Annotated in this window: 19 protein-coding genes; 12 read left to right on the top strand and 7 right to left on the bottom strand. The window is 58.1% G+C overall.

What is annotated here, in order from left to right:
* Positions 1-15: 15 nt before the first annotated feature.
* The 3 genes from QMZ18_RS27690 to fabD all read right to left on the bottom strand — a co-directional run bounded on the left by QMZ18_RS27690 (position 16) and on the right by fabD (position 2,204).
* Positions 16-252: an acyl carrier protein gene (locus QMZ18_RS27690; RefSeq protein WP_142896394.1), complete on the bottom strand. Its 237-nt coding sequence runs from the start codon at positions 250-252 to the stop codon at positions 16-18.
* Between the two features lie 163 nt (positions 253-415).
* Positions 416-1,153, bottom strand: coding sequence for a 3-oxoacyl-[acyl-carrier-protein] reductase (gene fabG, locus QMZ18_RS27685; protein ID WP_282609632.1), 738 nt, complete (start codon positions 1,151-1,153; stop codon positions 416-418).
* Between the two features lie 109 nt (positions 1,154-1,262).
* Positions 1,263-2,204, bottom strand: a complete 942-nt coding sequence (fabD, locus tag QMZ18_RS27680) for an ACP S-malonyltransferase (protein WP_282609631.1) — start codon at positions 2,202-2,204, stop codon at positions 1,263-1,265.
* A 325-nt stretch (positions 2,205-2,529) separates the two neighbouring features.
* Here fabD and rpsF point away from each other — a divergent pair, with 325 nt between their 5' ends.
* The 12 genes from rpsF (at position 2,530) to QMZ18_RS27620 (ending at position 13,330) form a co-directional block, all read left to right on the top strand.
* Complete coding sequence (gene rpsF, locus QMZ18_RS27675) at positions 2,530-2,994, top strand: 30S ribosomal protein S6 (RefSeq protein WP_282609630.1); 465 nt, start codon at positions 2,530-2,532, stop codon at positions 2,992-2,994.
* Positions 2,991-3,248: a 30S ribosomal protein S18 gene (gene rpsR / locus QMZ18_RS27670; RefSeq protein WP_282609629.1), complete on the top strand. Its 258-nt coding sequence runs from the start codon at positions 2,991-2,993 to the stop codon at positions 3,246-3,248. The genes rpsF and rpsR overlap by 4 nt, the downstream gene beginning before the upstream one ends.
* An 18-nt stretch (positions 3,249-3,266) precedes the next feature.
* Positions 3,267-3,890, top strand: a complete 624-nt coding sequence (gene rplI, locus QMZ18_RS27665) for a 50S ribosomal protein L9 (protein ID WP_282609628.1) — start codon at positions 3,267-3,269, stop codon at positions 3,888-3,890.
* Between the two features lie 172 nt (positions 3,891-4,062).
* Positions 4,063-5,592 carry a replicative DNA helicase gene (locus tag QMZ18_RS27660; protein WP_282609627.1) on the top strand — a complete coding sequence of 510 codons (1,530 nt, stop codon included), beginning with the start codon at positions 4,063-4,065 and terminating at the stop codon, positions 5,590-5,592.
* Between the two features lie 7 nt (positions 5,593-5,599).
* Positions 5,600-6,748: an alanine racemase gene (alr, locus tag QMZ18_RS27655; protein ID WP_282609626.1), complete on the top strand. Its 1,149-nt coding sequence runs from the start codon at positions 5,600-5,602 to the stop codon at positions 6,746-6,748.
* 3 nt (positions 6,749-6,751) lie between these two features.
* Entirely contained in the window at positions 6,752-7,525 is a 774-nt protein-coding gene (locus QMZ18_RS27650) for an ABC transporter permease (protein ID WP_282609625.1), read from the top strand.
* Positions 7,522-8,316, top strand: coding sequence for an ABC transporter ATP-binding protein (locus QMZ18_RS27645; RefSeq protein ID WP_282609624.1), 795 nt, complete (start codon positions 7,522-7,524; stop codon positions 8,314-8,316). The genes QMZ18_RS27650 and QMZ18_RS27645 overlap by 4 nt, the downstream gene beginning before the upstream one ends.
* Positions 8,317-8,390: 74 nt before the next feature.
* Positions 8,391-9,833, top strand: a complete 1,443-nt coding sequence (radA, locus tag QMZ18_RS27640; RefSeq protein ID WP_282609623.1) for a DNA repair protein RadA — start codon at positions 8,391-8,393, stop codon at positions 9,831-9,833.
* 34 nt (positions 9,834-9,867) lie between these two features.
* Positions 9,868-10,569, top strand: coding sequence for a CvpA family protein (locus QMZ18_RS27635; protein ID WP_282609622.1), 702 nt, complete (start codon positions 9,868-9,870; stop codon positions 10,567-10,569).
* Positions 10,566-12,020: an amidophosphoribosyltransferase gene (gene purF / locus QMZ18_RS27630; RefSeq protein ID WP_322097340.1), complete on the top strand. Its 1,455-nt coding sequence runs from the start codon at positions 10,566-10,568 to the stop codon at positions 12,018-12,020. The genes QMZ18_RS27635 and purF overlap by 4 nt, the downstream gene beginning before the upstream one ends.
* A 57-nt stretch (positions 12,021-12,077) precedes the next feature.
* Complete coding sequence (locus QMZ18_RS27625; protein WP_282609621.1) at positions 12,078-12,581, top strand: DUF2937 family protein; 504 nt, start codon at positions 12,078-12,080, stop codon at positions 12,579-12,581.
* A complete protein-coding gene (locus QMZ18_RS27620; protein ID WP_282609620.1) occupies positions 12,578-13,330 on the top strand; it encodes an SDR family NAD(P)-dependent oxidoreductase in 753 nt (250 codons plus the stop codon). The genes QMZ18_RS27625 and QMZ18_RS27620 overlap by 4 nt, the downstream gene beginning before the upstream one ends.
* A 17-nt stretch (positions 13,331-13,347) precedes the next feature.
* Here QMZ18_RS27620 and QMZ18_RS27615 read toward each other — a convergent pair whose 3' ends face one another.
* The 4 genes from QMZ18_RS27615 to QMZ18_RS27600 form a co-directional block, all read right to left on the bottom strand.
* Complete coding sequence (locus QMZ18_RS27615) at positions 13,348-13,956, bottom strand: sigma-70 family RNA polymerase sigma factor (protein WP_282609619.1); 609 nt, start codon at positions 13,954-13,956, stop codon at positions 13,348-13,350.
* 6 nt (positions 13,957-13,962) lie between these two features.
* Positions 13,963-14,391, bottom strand: coding sequence for an ArsI/CadI family heavy metal resistance metalloenzyme (locus QMZ18_RS27610; protein WP_282609618.1), 429 nt, complete (start codon positions 14,389-14,391; stop codon positions 13,963-13,965).
* 90 nt (positions 14,392-14,481) lie between these two features.
* Entirely contained in the window at positions 14,482-15,870 is a 1,389-nt protein-coding gene (der, locus tag QMZ18_RS27605) for a ribosome biogenesis GTPase Der (protein WP_282609617.1), read from the bottom strand.
* Positions 15,871-15,922: 52 nt separating this feature from the next.
* Complete coding sequence (locus tag QMZ18_RS27600; RefSeq protein ID WP_282609616.1) at positions 15,923-17,254, bottom strand: PQQ-binding-like beta-propeller repeat protein; 1,332 nt, start codon at positions 17,252-17,254, stop codon at positions 15,923-15,925.
* Positions 17,255-17,259: the final 5 nt, after the last annotated feature.

Here is a 17,259-nt window from a genome sequence, read left to right as displayed (position 1 = left end):
GACAGACCCGAAACTTCAGGCATTGTCCTGAATAAAGTCGATCGCGTCCTTAACGGTGACGATCTTCTCAGCAGCGTCGTCGGGAATTTCACACCCGAACTCTTCCTCGAAAGCCATTACGAGTTCGACGGTATCGAGACTGTCAGCCCCAAGATCGTCGATAAAACTCGCGGTGTCGGAAACTTTTGCCTCATCAACACCCAGGTGTTCGACGACAATCTTTTTTACGCGTTCGGCAGTATCGTTGCTCATAAACCTTAGCCCTCAGATTTAGCTAGCGCTTCGTGGCGGGAAGCAGAGACCGTTTTGGTCGATTTGTCTCCTGCGGTGCAGCAGAGCGCCGCCTCATATCATAGTTTTTCCGGGTTTGCCAACGGTCACGGAAGAGAATATCCGAAACGCCCCCAAAACTCCCTCATATCATGGCCATTCCGCCGTTTACATGCAAGGTCTGGCCGGTAACATAGGCCGCCTCGTCACTTGAGAGATAAACTACAGAAGCGGCAATGTCCTCCGGCAGACCAAGCCGCCCTGCCGGAATTCCGTTCAAAAGATGTTCGTGCTGTTTTTCGTCCAGTGCGTCGGTCATCGGGGTTTTGATGAATCCCGGCGCCACACAATTCACGGTGATTCCGCGGGACGCAATCTCCTGTGCCAAGGATTTCGACATGCCGATCATGCCGGCCTTGGACGCTGCATAGTTGACCTGACCGGGATTACCCGTAATCCCGACGATTGATGTGATCCCCACGATCCGGCCCCAGCGCCGCTTCATCATGCCCCTCAGGCAGGCTTTCGCCAGTCGAAAACTAGAGGTCAGATTAACTTCGATGACCTGATCCCAGTCCTCATCCTTCAGACGCATAGCCAGATTATCCCGGGTCAAACCGGCATTATTGATGAGAATGTCAAGGCTGCCCATCGCCGCTTCTGCCTGTGCTGGCAGTCCCGCAACCGCGTCCCGGTCAGAGAGATTGCAGGGCAGCACCGCCGTCCGCGCCCCTAATTCTGAGGCAACCGCTTCCAGCGCTTCGACGCGCGTACCCGTCAGACCGACGGTCGCGCCCCTGTCGTGCAGCGCCTTTGCAATGGCACCACCGATGCCACCCGAAGCTCCGGTTACCAGGGCCGCCTTGCCGGTTAAATCGAACATACCTTTGTACTCCGCTCGCTACACTCTCAGGCCGTCGTGTCGACGCAGCCCGAATACTCATTTCTCGTGTTAACAGCTTAAAGGGTCCAAATCCACACCCCCACGCAATTCAGAGCAGCTTCAGGACCGATTCGATATCTTCAGGCGTACCAACCGCCTGGCCGGTCATATCCCGATCGATTCGCCGTGTCAGACCAGCCAATACCTTTCCTGCGCCCAACTCGAACAAGGCCGATACCCCCTGCCCCTTAAGATAAAGGACGGATTCGCGCCAACGTACTGCCCCAGTCACCTGCTCGACCAACAGGCGGCGGATGGCTTCGGGGTCGTTGACGGAGCCGGCCGTCACGTTGGCGACCAGAGACATGCGCGGCGCCTGAAGGTTTACGTTCCCCAAGGCCTCACGCATCTCATCTGCCGCAGGCTCCATCAGCGAACAATGAAAAGGCGCACTGACTGGTAAAAGCAACGACCGCTTGGCGCCACGCTCCTTCGCAAGAACTATCGCCCGTTCGACGGCAGCGCTATGCCCGCTCACGACAACCTGTCCGGGCGCGTTGTCATTGGCAGGTGTACAGACTTCGTCCTCAGCGGCTTCGTTGGACAGCTCCTTAACCACGTCAAGATCAAGCCCAAGGATCGCCGCCATGGCGCCCTCACCTACGGGAACAGCCCGCTGCATTGCCTGACCGCGTCGCTTTAACAGACGCGCCGCATCGGACAACGCAAAGGTGCCCGCCGCTGCAAGCGCGGAATACTCGCCCAGCGAATGACCGGCGACGAAAGCCGCCTTATCAGCCAGATTTACGCCGGCTTCGGCTTGTAACACACGTACTACGGCCAGACTCACCGCCATGAGAGCCGGCTGGGCATTCTCGGTCAGCGTCAAATCCTCTAGCGGTCCCTCGAACATCAACCGGGACAGATGCTGCTCGAGCGCATCATCAACCTCTTCGAAGACCTGTCTGGCAACGGGAAAGGCCTCGGCAAGGTCCTTTCCCATTCCGACGGCCTGCGATCCTTGACCAGGAAAGACAAACGCCCGGCTCATACCCCTACTCCAGTTCGGTTTTTGGCTAAGAAATCGCGCTCAGACATACTCCTGACGCCTTCTCTGTCAAGCTTTCCACCCATGCCCGGTGTTTTTCCACTCGTCAAAGCCTGAAAAACCCTTAATTTCCGGGCATCTTCGCCTGATAGACTCGGCTCTTGCACCACACGGTCTTTTCTGTATAGTCGCGCGCTTCGAAGTATCCGCTAATAGACTTACTCCTTGCCGGCAAGCGTGCGCGGAACACGTCACTGCCGGCTAGGGTCGATTGGCTGAGTGTGGAAGCACCAGCTCCGGCCCGATAACAGCCGTGAGGAGTTCAAACATGGCATTATATGAGTGCGTGTTGATCGCGCGCCAAGATATTGCTTCGACCCAGGTTGAAGGCCTGGTCGAACAATTGAGCACTATCCTTACCGATAACCAGGGTTCTGTGGCCAAGCACGAGTACTGGGGCCTGCGTAACCTTGCCTATCGGATCAAAAAGAATCGCAAAGGGCACTATGTTCTCCTGAACATCGATGCGCCGTCTGACGCAATCCACGAAATGGAACGCGTTATGCGCCTGAACGACGACGTTCTGCGCTATCTGACGACTCGCGTCGACGAGTTGGAAGAAGGCCCGTCTGTCGTCATGCAGAATCGTCACAGCCGCGATGAGCGCGGTGGCCGCGGTGGCCGTCGCCACGAAGGTGGCCGGGATGGTGGCCGTGACAACCGACCGCCACGTTCCCACGACTCGGCTCCGAAGCCGGCTGCTGCTGCTAGTGCTGAAGGAGAAAGCGCATGACCATTCGCGTTGTCAGTCAAGGTTCCGGTGGACGCCGCCCATTCTTTCGTCGCCGCAAGAGCTGCCCTTTCTCGGGCCCGAATTCGCCTAAGATCGACCACAAGGATGTGCGTCTTCTGCAGCGGTTCGTTTCGGAGCGTGGCAAGATTGTTCCCAGCCGGATCACCGCAGTTTCGACGAAGAAGCAGCGTGAGCTCGCCAAAGCGATCAAGCGCGCCCGCTATCTCGCTCTTCTGCCATACGTTCTGAAGTAAGACGGAAGGACGATAATCATGGAAATCATTCTACTCGAACGTATCGAGAAACTCGGGCAGATGGGTGAAGTCGTCAGTGTCAAACCCGGCTTCGCACGCAACTACCTTCTGCCGCAGAAGAAAGCTCTTCGGGCAACCAAGGTTAACCTTGAGCAGTTCGAGACGCAGAAAGCCCAGCTCGAAGCCGAAAACCTTGAACGCAAGGGCGAGGCCGAAAAGGTTGCCGAAAAGATGGACGGCCTTTCGATCATCGTCATCCGTCAAGCAGGCGAATCGGGTCAGCTCTACGGATCGGTTACCAACCGCGACATCTCAGATGCCGTGAGCGAAGCCGGTTTCACGATCGACCGCAAGCAGGTCAGCCTGAACGCGGTGATCAAGACGCTCGGCATGCACACGGTCAAGGTCGTGCTGCATCCCGAAGTCTCCGTGGACGTAAATGTGAACGTCGCTCGTTCTGCAGAGGAAGCGGAGACTCAGGCCGAGACAGGTTCTGCATTCAACGCAGCCGAACTGCGTGACGCCGAGGACGCTGCCGTCGCCAGAGAGATCGCAGCCGAAGCCGCCGAGTCGCGCGCTGAAGCCGAATCTGAGGACGAAGGTCAGTCAGCGGTAACGGACGAGGAAGAGGCGAAGGCCTAAACCTCTCCGCTAATCCGATAAATCGAAGCGGCGGCCCGCATTAGGGCCGCCGCTTTGTGTTTTAGGGTCACGAAATTGCCGTAGTCTTGGGATCAAGTTATCCACGTTATTTTTTGTTACCCACAGCCCCGCAGGTAGGCTCCGGATCAACGATCTGATAGTTTCTTTCGCCATGGACAACACACAGTCATCAACCTTCGCGCCCCTACCCGTCATCGAAGACGATAGCGAATTGTTACGCAGCCCACCGGTCAACTACGAAGCCGAGCAGGCTTTGTTGGGCGCAGTGCTTGCCAACAACCGCGCCTACGAACGGGTTTCCGACTTTCTGCAGGCCGATCATTTTGCCGACCCGGTCCATGGCCGGATATTCGACGCCTGCGGCCGGATCATCGAACGCGGCCAGATCGCAAATGCCGTTACCTTAAAGAACCTTTTCGAAGGCGACGAAGGACTGACCGAGGTCGGAGGCGCACAGTATCTCGCCAAGCTGCAAAGCAGCTACGTCACGATCATCAATGCGTTGGATTACGGCAAGACGATCCATGACCTCTACCTGCGCCGCGTACTGATCGATCTTGGTGGCGAAGTGGTCAATGACGCATTTGACCATGACCTTGATCTGAGCGCGGCACAGCAGATCGAATCGGCAGAGGCGAAGCTCTATAATCTAGCCGAGATCGGTCAGACTGAAGGCGGCTTTACCAGCTTCAAGGATGCCGTGGTCGAGTCGTTGCACATGACCGAGACGGCCATGCAGCAGGAAACCGGAGTAGCGGGTGTGCCGACCGGTTTTCGCGATCTCGACAAGTTGATGGGCGGTTTGCATAACTCGGATTTGATCATCCTCGCCGCGCGCCCATCGATGGGTAAAACCACCTTTGCCACCAATGTGGCATTCCATGCCGCCTCGAACAACAAGCTGACCAAGGATCCGACCGGTGAATTGGCCGAGGTTCCGCAAGTCGTCGCCTTCTTCTCGCTCGAGATGTCCGCCGAGCAGCTCGCAACCCGTATTCTTTCCGAGCAAGCGCATGTGCGCTCCGACTCCATGCGGCGCGGTGAAATTCACGACACGGAATTCGAACGTCTGTTCCAGGCCAGCCGCAAGCTGCACAGTCTCAAGATGTTCATCGACGATACACCGGCTTTGAACATTCCCGCGCTCAGAACACGCACCCGGCGGCTTAAGCGTCAGCACGGTCTCGATCTAATCGTCATTGACTACTTGCAGCTGATGTCGGGCCCTCCGGGGCGCCGCAGTGAAAACCGGGTTCAGGAAGTCTCTGAAATCACCCGTGGCCTGAAGGGTATTGCCAAGGAACTCGACGTGCCGGTCATCGCTCTGTCGCAGTTGTCGCGGCAAACCGAGCAACGCGACGATAAGCGCCCTCAACTCGCGGATCTCCGCGAGTCAGGCTCTATCGAGCAAGACGCGGATATGGTGGTCTTCCTATACCGCGAAGAATACTATCTGGCCCGCGAGAAGCCAGGTGCGCGCGGCAATGAAACGCCCGAGAAGTTCCGCGAGCGCATGGCCAAGTATGACGAGGACCTGGAAGCCTCGCGGAACAAAGCGGAGGTTATCATCGCGAAGCAGCGTCACGGACCGATCGGCACGGTCGAACTTGGGTTCAATGGTGAGTTCACCCAGTTCAGCGATTTGATCACCGACGACCACCTGCCCGACTCCAATTACTGAAGCTTTGATGCCGGTTCAGTCAGACTCACAGGTGATCAAGGATCCCGCAGCGGCGCGTGCCGGCGCGCTCCTGACAATCGATCTGAAAGCGGTCCAGTCCAACTATTTCAGACTCTGTGAAGAAATCGGCCCCCGGGTTCAATGTGCCGCTGCGGTCAAAGCGGACGCATACGGACTCGGTGTCGCGAAAGTTGGGCCAGCGCTGGCAGACGCGGGCGCCCGGCGCTTTTTCGTCGCTCAGTTCGACGAAGCCATAAGTCTGAAGACCGCGCTCGCTCAAGCAGCGCCGGATTGCGAAATTTATGTCTTGAATGGCCTGATCGCGGCTCCGGCAGAGGAATTCCTGGCGAGCGGCGTCAGACCGGTCCTCAACTCTCTCGGTGAACTTGAAGACTGGAGCGCGTTTGCCCGCCTTCAGGAACGGGCGCTTCCCACCGCCCTGCACATCGACACCGGGATGTGCAGGCTCGGACTGCCGGACGGCGAGTTCCAGTCGCTTCTGACGCGCAGAGAGGTGCTAGAGGCTATCGACCTTCAGCTCGTGATGAGCCATCTGGCTTGCGCCGATACACCCGAGCACCCGCTAAACCGGGAACAGCTTGCGGCATTCAAAAAAGTCCACGCCGCCTTTCCCAAGATACCCGCCAGCTTCGCCAATTCTTCCGGCATCTTCCTGGGTCCGGAATATCACTTCGACCTCGCCCGGCCCGGCGTAGCACTTTACGGCGTCAACCCAACGCCGGCAGAACCCAGTCCGATGCGGCAAGTGGTTCGACTCCAAGGTAAAATCCTGCAGGTTCGCGAGATTGACGCTCCCCAGACCGTTGGCTATGGTGCCGCGCATCAGGCAGGTGGCCCAATGCGTATCGCGACGGTCGCTGTAGGTTATGCGGATGGCTATCTGCGTTACTTGTCTGATAGGGGGCACGCCTGGATCGGCGATCGCCGTGTTGCTGTGGTGGGACGCGTATCCATGGATCTCATAACTCTCGACGTAACGGCCGTGCCTGCGGGCGAAGCCCGTCCAGGCGCTCTGGTGGACCTGCTCGATCCAAAGACTGGTGTCGACGCTCTTGCTGACGAAGCAGGAACAATCGGCTACGAACTCCTGACCGCGCTCGGTCATCGCTATCACCGGCTGTACCTGGACGCCTAGCCGATGCCAATTCTCCAACCTATCGGCCGGACCTTCATTGCTTTTCTGGAAGTTGCCGGACGGCTGTCGATTTTCGCGATCGCAGCGCTTACACACTGTGTCCGCCCGCCGATCTATCCCAGGCTGATCGGTCGCCAAATGCTGGAAATCGGCTATTACTCGCTGCCCGTGGTGGGCCTGACGGCCATCTTCACCGGCATGGTTCTGGCGTTGCAGAGCTACACCGGCTTTGCCCGCTTCTCGGCCGAGAGCGCGATTCCAAATGTGGTCATCGTCTCGATCACCCGCGAACTGGGTCCCGTTCTAGCCGGATTGATGGTCGCCGGCAGAGTGGGTGCGGCCATTGCCGCGGAAATCGGCACGATGCGGGTCACCGAACAGATCGACGCCCTCTATACGCTTTCGACCAATCCCTTCAAATATCTGGTCGCACCTCGTCTGATCGCCGGGCTGGTGACTCTGCCGATCCTGGTGCTGATCGCGGACATCATCGGTGTCTTCGGCGGATATCTGGTTTCGGTCTATAAGCTGGGGTTCAACCCCGCCACCTACATCTCCAACACTGTGGACTTCGTAGAGGTTCAGGATGTTGTCTCGGGATTGGTCAAGGCCAGTGCTTTCGGTTTCCTTGTCACTCTGATGGGCTGCTACCACGGATACCATTCACGCGGCGGCGCACAGGGTGTGGGAACAGCAACTACCAACGCCGTGGTATCGGCTTCCATCCTGATCCTTTGCTTCAACTACTTCATTACCGAACTGTTCTTCGCGCAATGACCGAACCGACTGCCATAAACCCCACACCAAAGATTCAAATCCGCGGGCTGAAGAAGGCCTTTGGAGATAACGTCATCCTGGATGGCGTGGATCTGGACATCGGCAAGGGTGAGTCCGTGTTGGTCATCGGCGGCTCCGGGTCAGGGAAATCCGTGCTTCTGAAATGCATTCTGGGCCTGCTGCACCCGGATTCGGGAAGCATACTTGTTGACGGGCAGGAAGTCGTCGGGCTCTACGGCTCGGATCTCGAAGAAGTCCGCGCCAAGTTCGGCATGCTATTTCAGAACGCCGCTCTATTCGATTCCCTTCCGGTTTGGGAAAACGTCGCCTTCGGCCTGGTTCAGGGCAAAGGCATGGATCGCATTGAGGCGAAGGCTTTAGCACTGGAAAAGCTGGCTGCCGTGGGCCTCAATGAAGAAGTCGCCGAACTGTCTCCAGCAGAGCTGTCCGGCGGCATGCGTAAGCGCGTCGGCCTGGCCAGGGCGATTGCGAGTAATCCGGAAATCATCTTTTTCGACGAACCGACCACGGGTCTCGATCCGATCATGGGCGATGTGATCGATCGTCTGATCGTCCAATGTGTGCGGGGCCTTGGCGCGACGGCGCTCTCAATCACTCACGATATGGCCAGTGCGCGGCGCATCTCAGACCGGGTCGCCATGCTGTTTCAGGGCAAAATCATCTGGTCCGGCCCGACAAAGGATATCGATCACTCAGGTAATCCTTATGTCGAGCAGTTCATCCATGGCAGTTCGGAGGGACCGATCCAGATGCAGATCCGCTCGCTGTGACCCAGTGGTCTACCTGTTCAAGCACCGCACGAGTTTGCAGCGACTCATGGAAAATCTAAGGTACGCGTCGCCGAATGGCTAAGACCCAGTCCCGTTACGTCTGTCAGTCCTGCGGTGCCGTCACCGCAAAGTGGATCGGCCGTTGCGAATCCTGCAACGAATGGAACTCCATTATCGAGGAAGCGCCGCGTGAGACTGTGCCCGGTGGTTTGGGGCGCAGCAACGGACTCTCGGGCGCCCGGCGGAGCGCGGGCCAGCGGCTGGAGTTCGTCGAGCTTCAGGGCACCAGCGAGCAGGCACCGCGCCTGCCGACCGGCATTGCTGAATTCGACCGGGTCTGTGGTGGCGGCTTGGTTAACGGGTCAGCCGTCCTTATCGGCGGCGATCCCGGCATCGGCAAATCGACGCTCTTGACCCAGGCCGTAGCAGCTTTGGGATCGGGTGCAGGCGGTGTTGCCGTCAAATGCGCCTATATCTCCGGCGAGGAAGCCGTCGATCAAGTCCGGTTGCGCGCAAAGCGTCTTGGGCTCGATGGCACCAATATCGTGCTAGCCGCCGCGACCTCGGTACGCGATATCGCCGCCAGCCTGGACAGTGCCGACGCTCCGCGGATCGTCGTGGTCGATTCCATCCAGACCATGTATATCGACAGCCTGGACTCCGCGCCGGGCACCGTGACCCAGGTCCGGGCCTCCGCCCAGGAACTGATCCGTCTCGCAAAAAGGCGTGGTTTTGCATTGTTGTTGGTTGGTCATGTCACCAAGGAAGGCGTCATCGCCGGCCCCAAGGTGCTCGAACATATGGTTGACACAGTCCTGACCTTCGAGGGCGAGCGCGGCCACCCCTTCCGGATTCTTCGCGCAGTCAAAAACCGCTTTGGACCAACCGACGAAATCGGCGTTTTCGAGATGACCGAAGACGGTTTGAGCGAAGTTGCCAACCCTTCGGCGCTTTTTCTGGCAGAACGGCGCGGCAACGTTTCAGGCTCAGCAGTGTTCGCCGGGCTGGAGGGATCGCGCCCTGTTCTGGTCGAGATGCAAGCCCTGGTTTCACCCTCACCGCAGGCCACACCACGACGGGCTGTAATCGGCTGGGACACCAGCCGGCTGGCAATGGTGTTAGCGGTCCTTGAGGCCAGATGCGGGCTGGCATTGGCGGGCAATGAGGTATATTTAAACGTTGCCGGTGGGTTACGGATTGGTGAACCCGCTGCAGACTTGGCGGTGGCCGCGGCTTTGGTCTCCGCAGCGACGGATCAGGCGGTGGCGGATGAAACGGTGGTTTTTGGCGAAATCGGCCTGTCCGGCGAAGTCCGAGCGGTCAGTCAAGCGGATACTCGTTTGAAAGAGGCCGCAAAATTAGGCTTTACGCGTGCCTTGATTCCGCCCAGACGGTCACGAAGTAAGAAACGCGAATCGGATCACGGCCTGGAGATTAGGGAAATCGAGCATTTGCAGGATCTCGTTGCGATGTTTGCCGCGAAATCGGTCCGCCGGCGGGATGCCGAGGACGAATGACGCACCTTTCGATTAAAGCCTGAGACGAACGACTATGGAAAGCCTGCCCATCAACGTTGCGGATATCGCCGTTATCGCGGTTATCGTGATTTCCGGCATTCTGGCGCTGTTTCGCGGCCTCGTTCACGAGGTCTTGGCTGTCGGCTCCTGGATTGGCGCCAGTTTTGCCACGCTCTACGGCTTCGGTTATGCCCTGCCCTACGTCAAACAGGTGATTACCGTTGATCTTTTCGCAGAGGTCACGACCGCCGTCGTGCTGTTTGTCGCCGTACTGGTTGTCCTTACAATCTTCACCAGGATGCTTTGCCAGCATGTCAGAAACAGCGGTCTGGGACCGCTCGACCGTACGCTTGGGATGCTGTTCGGATTTTTACGCGGCGGAGTCATCGTCTGCCTGGCCTGGATCGCCTACACCTGGGCTATCCCACAACAGGATCATCCGGTGTGGATCGAAGAAGCCCGCACAAAGCCCCTGATTGAAGAAGGCGCTTTGATGTTAAATGCCCTGATCCCGGAACAGTATCGCAGCCGGGCGGAAGACACGGCGCGCGATGCGGTTGAAAAGGCACAGGATATCCAAGGCGCCAATCAGGCGTTTCAAGACATCGTCTCCCCTCGCCCCAAGGCAGATGCCCGAGAGGGGGAACCCGAATATAACCGGCTGATGCGCGAACAGATGCGCCGCGCAATCGAGGCAGCCGGTGACAAAGAGCCAGTGCGGGAGCAGGCCCAATGATGACTACCGATCCCTTCGACGACGACAAGTTACGCGAAGAATGCGGCGTTTTCGGTATCTTCGGGTACAACGACGCATCGGCACTCGCGGCCCTGGGCCTTCACGCGCTTCAACATCGAGGCCAGGAAGCTGCCGGCATCGTTGCCTATGACGGCGAACAGTTCAACGCCCACCGCGATCTCGGGCACGTCGGCGATATCTTTTCCTCCGGAGATGTGATGACCCGGCTCGCCGGGCAGTCAGCAATCGGACATGTCCGCTATTCGACGACCGGCGAGACGGCTTTGCGCAATGTCCAGCCGCTCTTCGCCGATTTGCACTACGGCGGCTTTGCGCTGGCACACAACGGTAACCTGACCAATGCGCGGCATTTGCGGCAGGACTTGGTCCGCAACGGGTCTCTCTTTCAATCGACCATGGATACCGAGGTCATTATCCATCTGATCGCCATGTCGCGTGGCGTGACACTGATTGATCGGATGATTGAAGCGGTCCGCAAGATCGAAGGCGCCTATTCTCTGGTCGCAATCACCGACAGCAGCGTTGTCGCAGTCCGCGACCCGCTTGGCGTACGGCCTCTGGTGCTGGGCAAACTCGGGGACGCCTACGTGGTCGCATCTGAGACCTGCGCTCTCGACATCATCGGCGCCGATTTTGTCAGGGACGTCGAGGCAGGCGAGATGATTGTGCTTGATTCCGCAGGAATCCATTCAATGCGGCCCTTCCCCGAGCTCAAGCAGCGTGCCTGCATCTTTGAATTCATTTACTTCGCGCGCCCCGATTCGATTATGGAAGGCCACAGCATCTACGAAGCGCGCAAGCGCATCGGGGTCGAACTGGCCAATGAAACGCCGATCGAGGCAGACGTGGTTATCCCGGTGCCTGACTCGGGTGTTCCAGCAGCAATCGGCTATGCAGCGGAAGCCCGGATCCCCTTCGAGCTCGGCATCATCAGAAACCATTATGTCGGCCGAACCTTTATCGAACCGGGGCAGCAGATCAGACATCTTGGCGTGCGCCTGAAGCACAACGCCAACCGTGGCATGATTGAAGGCAAGCGGGTCATTCTGGTCGACGATTCGATCGTGCGCGGCACCACTTCGATCAAGATCGTGGAAATGGTCCGCGCGGCCGGTGCCACCGAAGTTCATATGCGGATCGCTGCGCCACCGACAGCGCATTCCTGCTTCTACGGCATCGACACGCCCGAAACCAGTGAACTGCTGGCTTCGCAAATGAACGTGCCGGAGATGGCGGAACACATCGGTGTCGACAGCCTCGCTTTTATCTCAATGGACGGCCTCTACAGGGCCATGGGCGAGGAAAAGCGGGATAATGAAACGCCCCAGTTCTGCGATGCCTGTTTCACCGGCGACTATCCGACACGCCTCACGGATCATTCAGAACCAACGAACGCGCCGCAGCTGTCCTTACTGGCCGAGCTCGCCTGACGCCTTGCCGACGGCAAAGCAAAGGCGGCCACACCTTGAACTGATCGAAAGCGCCGAATGCCGCTGATCGCCAGGATCGTATATCTTACCGCGGCTGCAGCAGGCGGGTCGACGACCTCGCAGTTTCCCGAGTTCTTTCAGCAGTATCTGCAACGTTTGGGTGGGCACCTGGATCAGGCTGCCTTGCAGGCTGATCGGATCAAGGAGGCAGCAATTGCAGAAAAACTTCCACTTAAGGAATATCTGGATAGCTTTCTGACCAGTCAGATTCCGGCGCACCGACGGCAAGGTGAGATCCTTCTTCAGGAATTGGCCGACGTGGACCGCTTACGCATCAGCCTGGAAAGTTTGACCCAGTCGCCGGTTTGGCAGCGCCCCTTCATCATGGCGTCTCAGGCAGAGGCCGATATACTGGAGGCCGCGGCAACGGCTTACAAGCCTGCCGTCCCCATTACCCCGGAAGGTCTCGCTTATGCTGCCGCAGGCGCTTTTCTCGCGATCTTCCTCTTAAAATCGCTTAAATCCATTCCTTCTCTTTTTCGCCGAAAAGCACCGCAATGACCGACGAAACCACAGAACAAACTCCTTCCTCGACTGCCAACGGACGCCTTGCTGGCCGGATAGCCCTGATCACCGGGGCATCCCGCGGCATCGGCGCTGCAGTGGCGAAACGATTCGGCGCCGAGGGCGCGCACCTTATTCTGGTCGCGCAAACCGTGGGCGGCTTGGAGGAGATCGACGATGAGATCAGGGCTGCCGGTGGCGCCCCGGCGACTCTGGTGCCACTCGATCTTCGGAACTTCGACGCGATCGACCAGATGGGCGCCTCGATTTATGAGCGCTTCGGGCGCCTCGACATCCTGGTTGGCAACGCCGGACTTCTCGGAACCTTATCTCCGGTTGGGCACATTGCCCCCAAGGTCTGGAGTGAGACCCTGGACATCAATCTGACCGCCAACTGGCGCCTGCTGCGCAGTTTCGATCCCCTGCTCAAGCTATCGGACGCGGGACGCGCAGTCTTCGTAACTTCAGGGGCGGCTTCCAAGCACAAAGCCTATTGGGCGATTTACAGCGCCACGAAGGCGGCTCTCGATTCCCTGGTTAAGATCTACGCTGCCGAGAACGAGAAAACCAATATCTGCGCCAACTTGCTGTCGCCTGGTCCGATCCGGACTTCGATGCGCGCAAAGGCCTTCCCAGGTGAAGATCCCGAGACCCTGCGTACCCCCGAGGAGATAACGGAACTTTTCGTTGAACTGGCGTCTGCAGACTGCCAACGCAATGGTGAAATCGTCGAGGTACCGCGTTGACTTTCGTCACATAAAAGCTAGCAGCGTGTTCCGCAGGCGTCGCGTCGCCGTTGGTAGCTAATAATATTGCCCCGAGAGTCGAGTTCTAGAACGCAGCAGCGTAAAAGCGCCTGCTTCAATTTGGTCCGCCCTCTTTTTACACGAGACTTCACGGCCGGAAGCGACAAGCCAAGTTGGCGTGCGACTTCCGGTTGGGTCTTTCCGCCAATTTCCGTCAGCATCAAGATTTCCGCGTAAAGCTTTGGCAAACTTCGAATAAACGGTGTCAGACAAGCGGTAACTTCCGTGTTTGCGGCAACATCGGGAAGTTCTGAAGTCTCCACCGAGAGCGTATTCTCCGTCGATACGGCAGCATGTTTTCTCTGCTCCCTCGCCCGGCGGCGATAATGGTCAGTAATCACGTTGGTGGCGACACGCATCATCCAGGCCGTCGGATTGCTTGCGGCCGAGAGACCATCTTTAGAAGAAACCAGTTTGAGCAGAATATCACCGACAAGATCGTCTACCTCGTCGGGACGCACACGCCCGCCAACGTAACCGCGCAAACGCTGTTGGAAGCCCGCCCAGGTCTCCGAATTCACATTGCGATCATCCGGCTGGACGTCCTTAAACTCTGAAGTCGCCATCTTGGATCAGCACATTTCTGCGCCCTGCTCTCCGGAACAACAGACAGCACCAGACCTCTGTGGTTCTTCCTTTGGGGTATCATCGGTAATCCGGTACCACTCCCAACTTAGACCTTGCGGCTCTTGCGACCAGATTTTGTCCTGGGCCGCATGGCAGCAAACCTGATCGAATTCCAGCTTACCGGCCGATCCAGCCGTTTCCAGGCGTTGCGCCACATTGGCAAGCACATCGGCGTCAAACACTTCAACACCCAGATGGTTCAACCGTTCGCTGGCGTCACGGTTTTCAAAGAGTACCAGCTTCAGCGGGGGCTGTGTGATAGCGAAGTTAGCATAGCCCGGCCGGCGCTTATGAGGCTGGCAGTCGAAAAGTTTGCTGTAGTAATCTACGGCTTCGTCGATATCACGAACATTGAGAGCCAATTGAAGGCGCATTTTCCGTCTCCTTACGCTGTGTCGTCACTTCTTAAGACGCAGTGGCAGGCGAAAGGATGCAAAAAAAATTTAAAAGAACGTCAGAGCAGGCTAGCGCCCGTCCTTCGCGTAAGGATTATCGCCCTTTCTGAAATTTAGGCGGATGGGCGTGCCGTAGAGATCAAAATCGTCTCGCAGAGCGTTTTCGAGATAACGCCCGTAGGACAGCGGCAGATCGTCCGCCTTGGTACAGAAAATGGCAAACGTCGGTGGCCGGCTTTTCGCCTGTGTCATGTACTTGAGTCTGATCCTGCGGCCACCCGGCGCGGGCGGCGGATGGGCCGAAGTCACGGCATCGAGCCAGCGGTTCAGAGCCGAGGTCGAAATCCGCTTATTCCAGACTTTGTAAGCATCAAACACGCGCTTGAGCAGATTATCGAGGTTCTGCCCCCGAAGTGCCGATATGGTGACAACCGGAACCCCGGTCAGCTGCGGCAGTGAACGCTCCAAGCGATCACGCAGGTCCTTGATGACATCATTGCGATTGCGACAGGCATCCCATTTGTTGACGGCCAGGACCAGCGCCCGCCCCTCTTCCTCCACCATGCGTGCGATGGTCAGGTCTTGTTTCTCAAGCGCAGCGTCGGCGTCGAGGACCAACACAACCACCTGTGCAAACTTGATGGCCCTTAAGCTATCTGCCACCGAAAGCTTTTCGACTTTGGACTGGACCCTGGGGCGACGCCGGATCCCTGCTGTATCGAACAGCTTGATCGGCCGATCACCATAGGTCCATTCAACACCAATGGAATCCCGCGTGATGCCCGCTTCGGGCCCGGTCAGGAGCCTGTCTTCACCGAGCAGGCGATTGATCAGGGTTGACTTGCCGACATTGGGGCGCCCGACGATCGCGAGTTGAAGAGGTCGCGTTTCGACATCGTCTTCATCATCAGACATCTCATCGTCTGACGCCACGCCACCAAGAGAAGCTCTTTCCTCCTCCCAGCGTTTCATGTGCTCGTCAACCACGTCATAAAGATCCGTCATGCCGAGGCCATGCTCGGCGGACATGGGTACGGGCTCACCCAATCCGAGCCGATAGGCGTCCATCAGGCCGCTATCCCCCTGTCGGCCCTCGCACTTATTTGCCAGCAAAAATACAGGTGTCGGCGTGCGCCGCAGCCACTTTGCAAAGTGCTCATCCATCGGGGTCACACCTGCGCGTGCGTCGATGATCAGAAACGCCAGGTCTGCGTCTTCGACAGCCTGTTCGGTTTGGGCGCGCATACGCGCTTCGAGACTGTCGTCGAAGGCTTCCTCCAGCCCTGCCGTATCGATGACCGTAAAGGTAATATCGTAGAGTTTGGCTGTGCCCTCCCGGCGGTCGCGCGTGACACCTGGCTGATCGTCAACCAGGGCCAGCCGCTTGCCAACCAACCGATTGAACAGCGTCGATTTGCCGACATTCGGTCGGCCGATAATGGCTACCTTGTATTCCATTTTCTTACTTTAACTGCCCCGGTCCTTTGGACCCGGGGCATCCGAAAAGCCGTTAGCGCATCACCACCAGGTCCGCACTGTCGGTCAAAAAATATAGGCTGTTGCCGGCCACCACGGGTGACAGAGCTGCACCGTCGGGAAGTTCGATAAAGCCCAGGACCTCGCCGGTATAAGGCGAGATCGAAACTGCCTCACCGTGCGAGCCGGCCACGATCAGGCGATCACTGGCCAGCACCGGCCCGGACCATTGAATCAGGTCTTCCTGATCTTCCTCGTCTTCAAAGCGTTGCAACGGCCGGACCCAGCGCAGCCTGCCGTCACGCCGGCGCAGCGCCACCACCTGGGCATCATTGGTCAGAACGAATACGAACTCGCCTGCCACCCAGGGCGTCTGCACCCCGCCAAGATCAATATCCCAAGCCCGGACACCGCGTTCGATGTCCAATGCGATCATGCGGCCGGAATGACTGATGGCCAGCACGACGCCGCGGTCAATGACCGGCTGGCCACGAATGTGCGCCAGATCCGCAAGCGGATCGATACGGTTGACTGAAGACAGGCTGTCGCTCCAGATCACCCGGCCGTCGGTGACAGAAAGCCCGATGATTTCACCCGATGAAAACGGCACGACGACAGTGGATCCTGCGACTGCCGGACTTGCTGCGCCCAGCAGGCCGGCATCTTCCTGAATTCCGATGTGACTCCACAACCGGCGGCCATCGTCGGCAGCCAGAGTCAGAAGCTGATTGTCCAGAGTGACTACGAAAACACGCCCGCCATTAACGGTCGGCGCCGCCCGCAGCGGGCCCGGCATGTCTTTTTCCCAGATGATGTTCCCCGAGCTGGCATCAAGTGCAAAGACACGGGCAAAGCCAGTGGTTACATAAATCCGGCCTTCGGAGTAAGCGATGCCGCCTCCAAAAAATCCATCGTCCTCATCCTCGGGTTCCAGGTCCACACGCCAATACTGCTTGCCGCTGACCGTATCGTACGCAGAGATCTCGGTCTGCGCGTCCATGGTGAAGACGACATTTTCGACGACGATCGGCTGTGCCAGCAGGCTCTGCGAATCATCAGAACCCTCACCGATGTCGGACCGCCAGGATTCTTCAACGTTGTCGTTCATCGAGAGGTGATACATGGCATGCGTCGGATTTCCGCCGGCATGGGTCCAAAAGTTGTTTTCGAAGGGTTTAGGCAGAATGATCTGTTGATCGGCGATTTCAGGATCGGGCGTTAGGCCCTTGTCCAGTGCCAGGATCGCAATGCGGTCGCCCGGCAAGCGCGGTTCTTCGGCCGAATCGAACCAGTCTGTGATCCCGCAGCCGGCAAGGCCGAGGCCCAAACCGCAAAGGGCGGCCAGAGTCAAAAATCGCTGCTGCATGGAGT

This window comes from Pelagibius sp. Alg239-R121 (assembly GCF_947331435.1).
GTDB lineage: Bacteria > Pseudomonadota > Alphaproteobacteria > Kiloniellales > Kiloniellaceae > Denitrobaculum.
The sequence above is the reverse complement of the archived record's forward strand: the minus strand, read 5'-3'. Positions and strand labels throughout refer to the sequence as shown.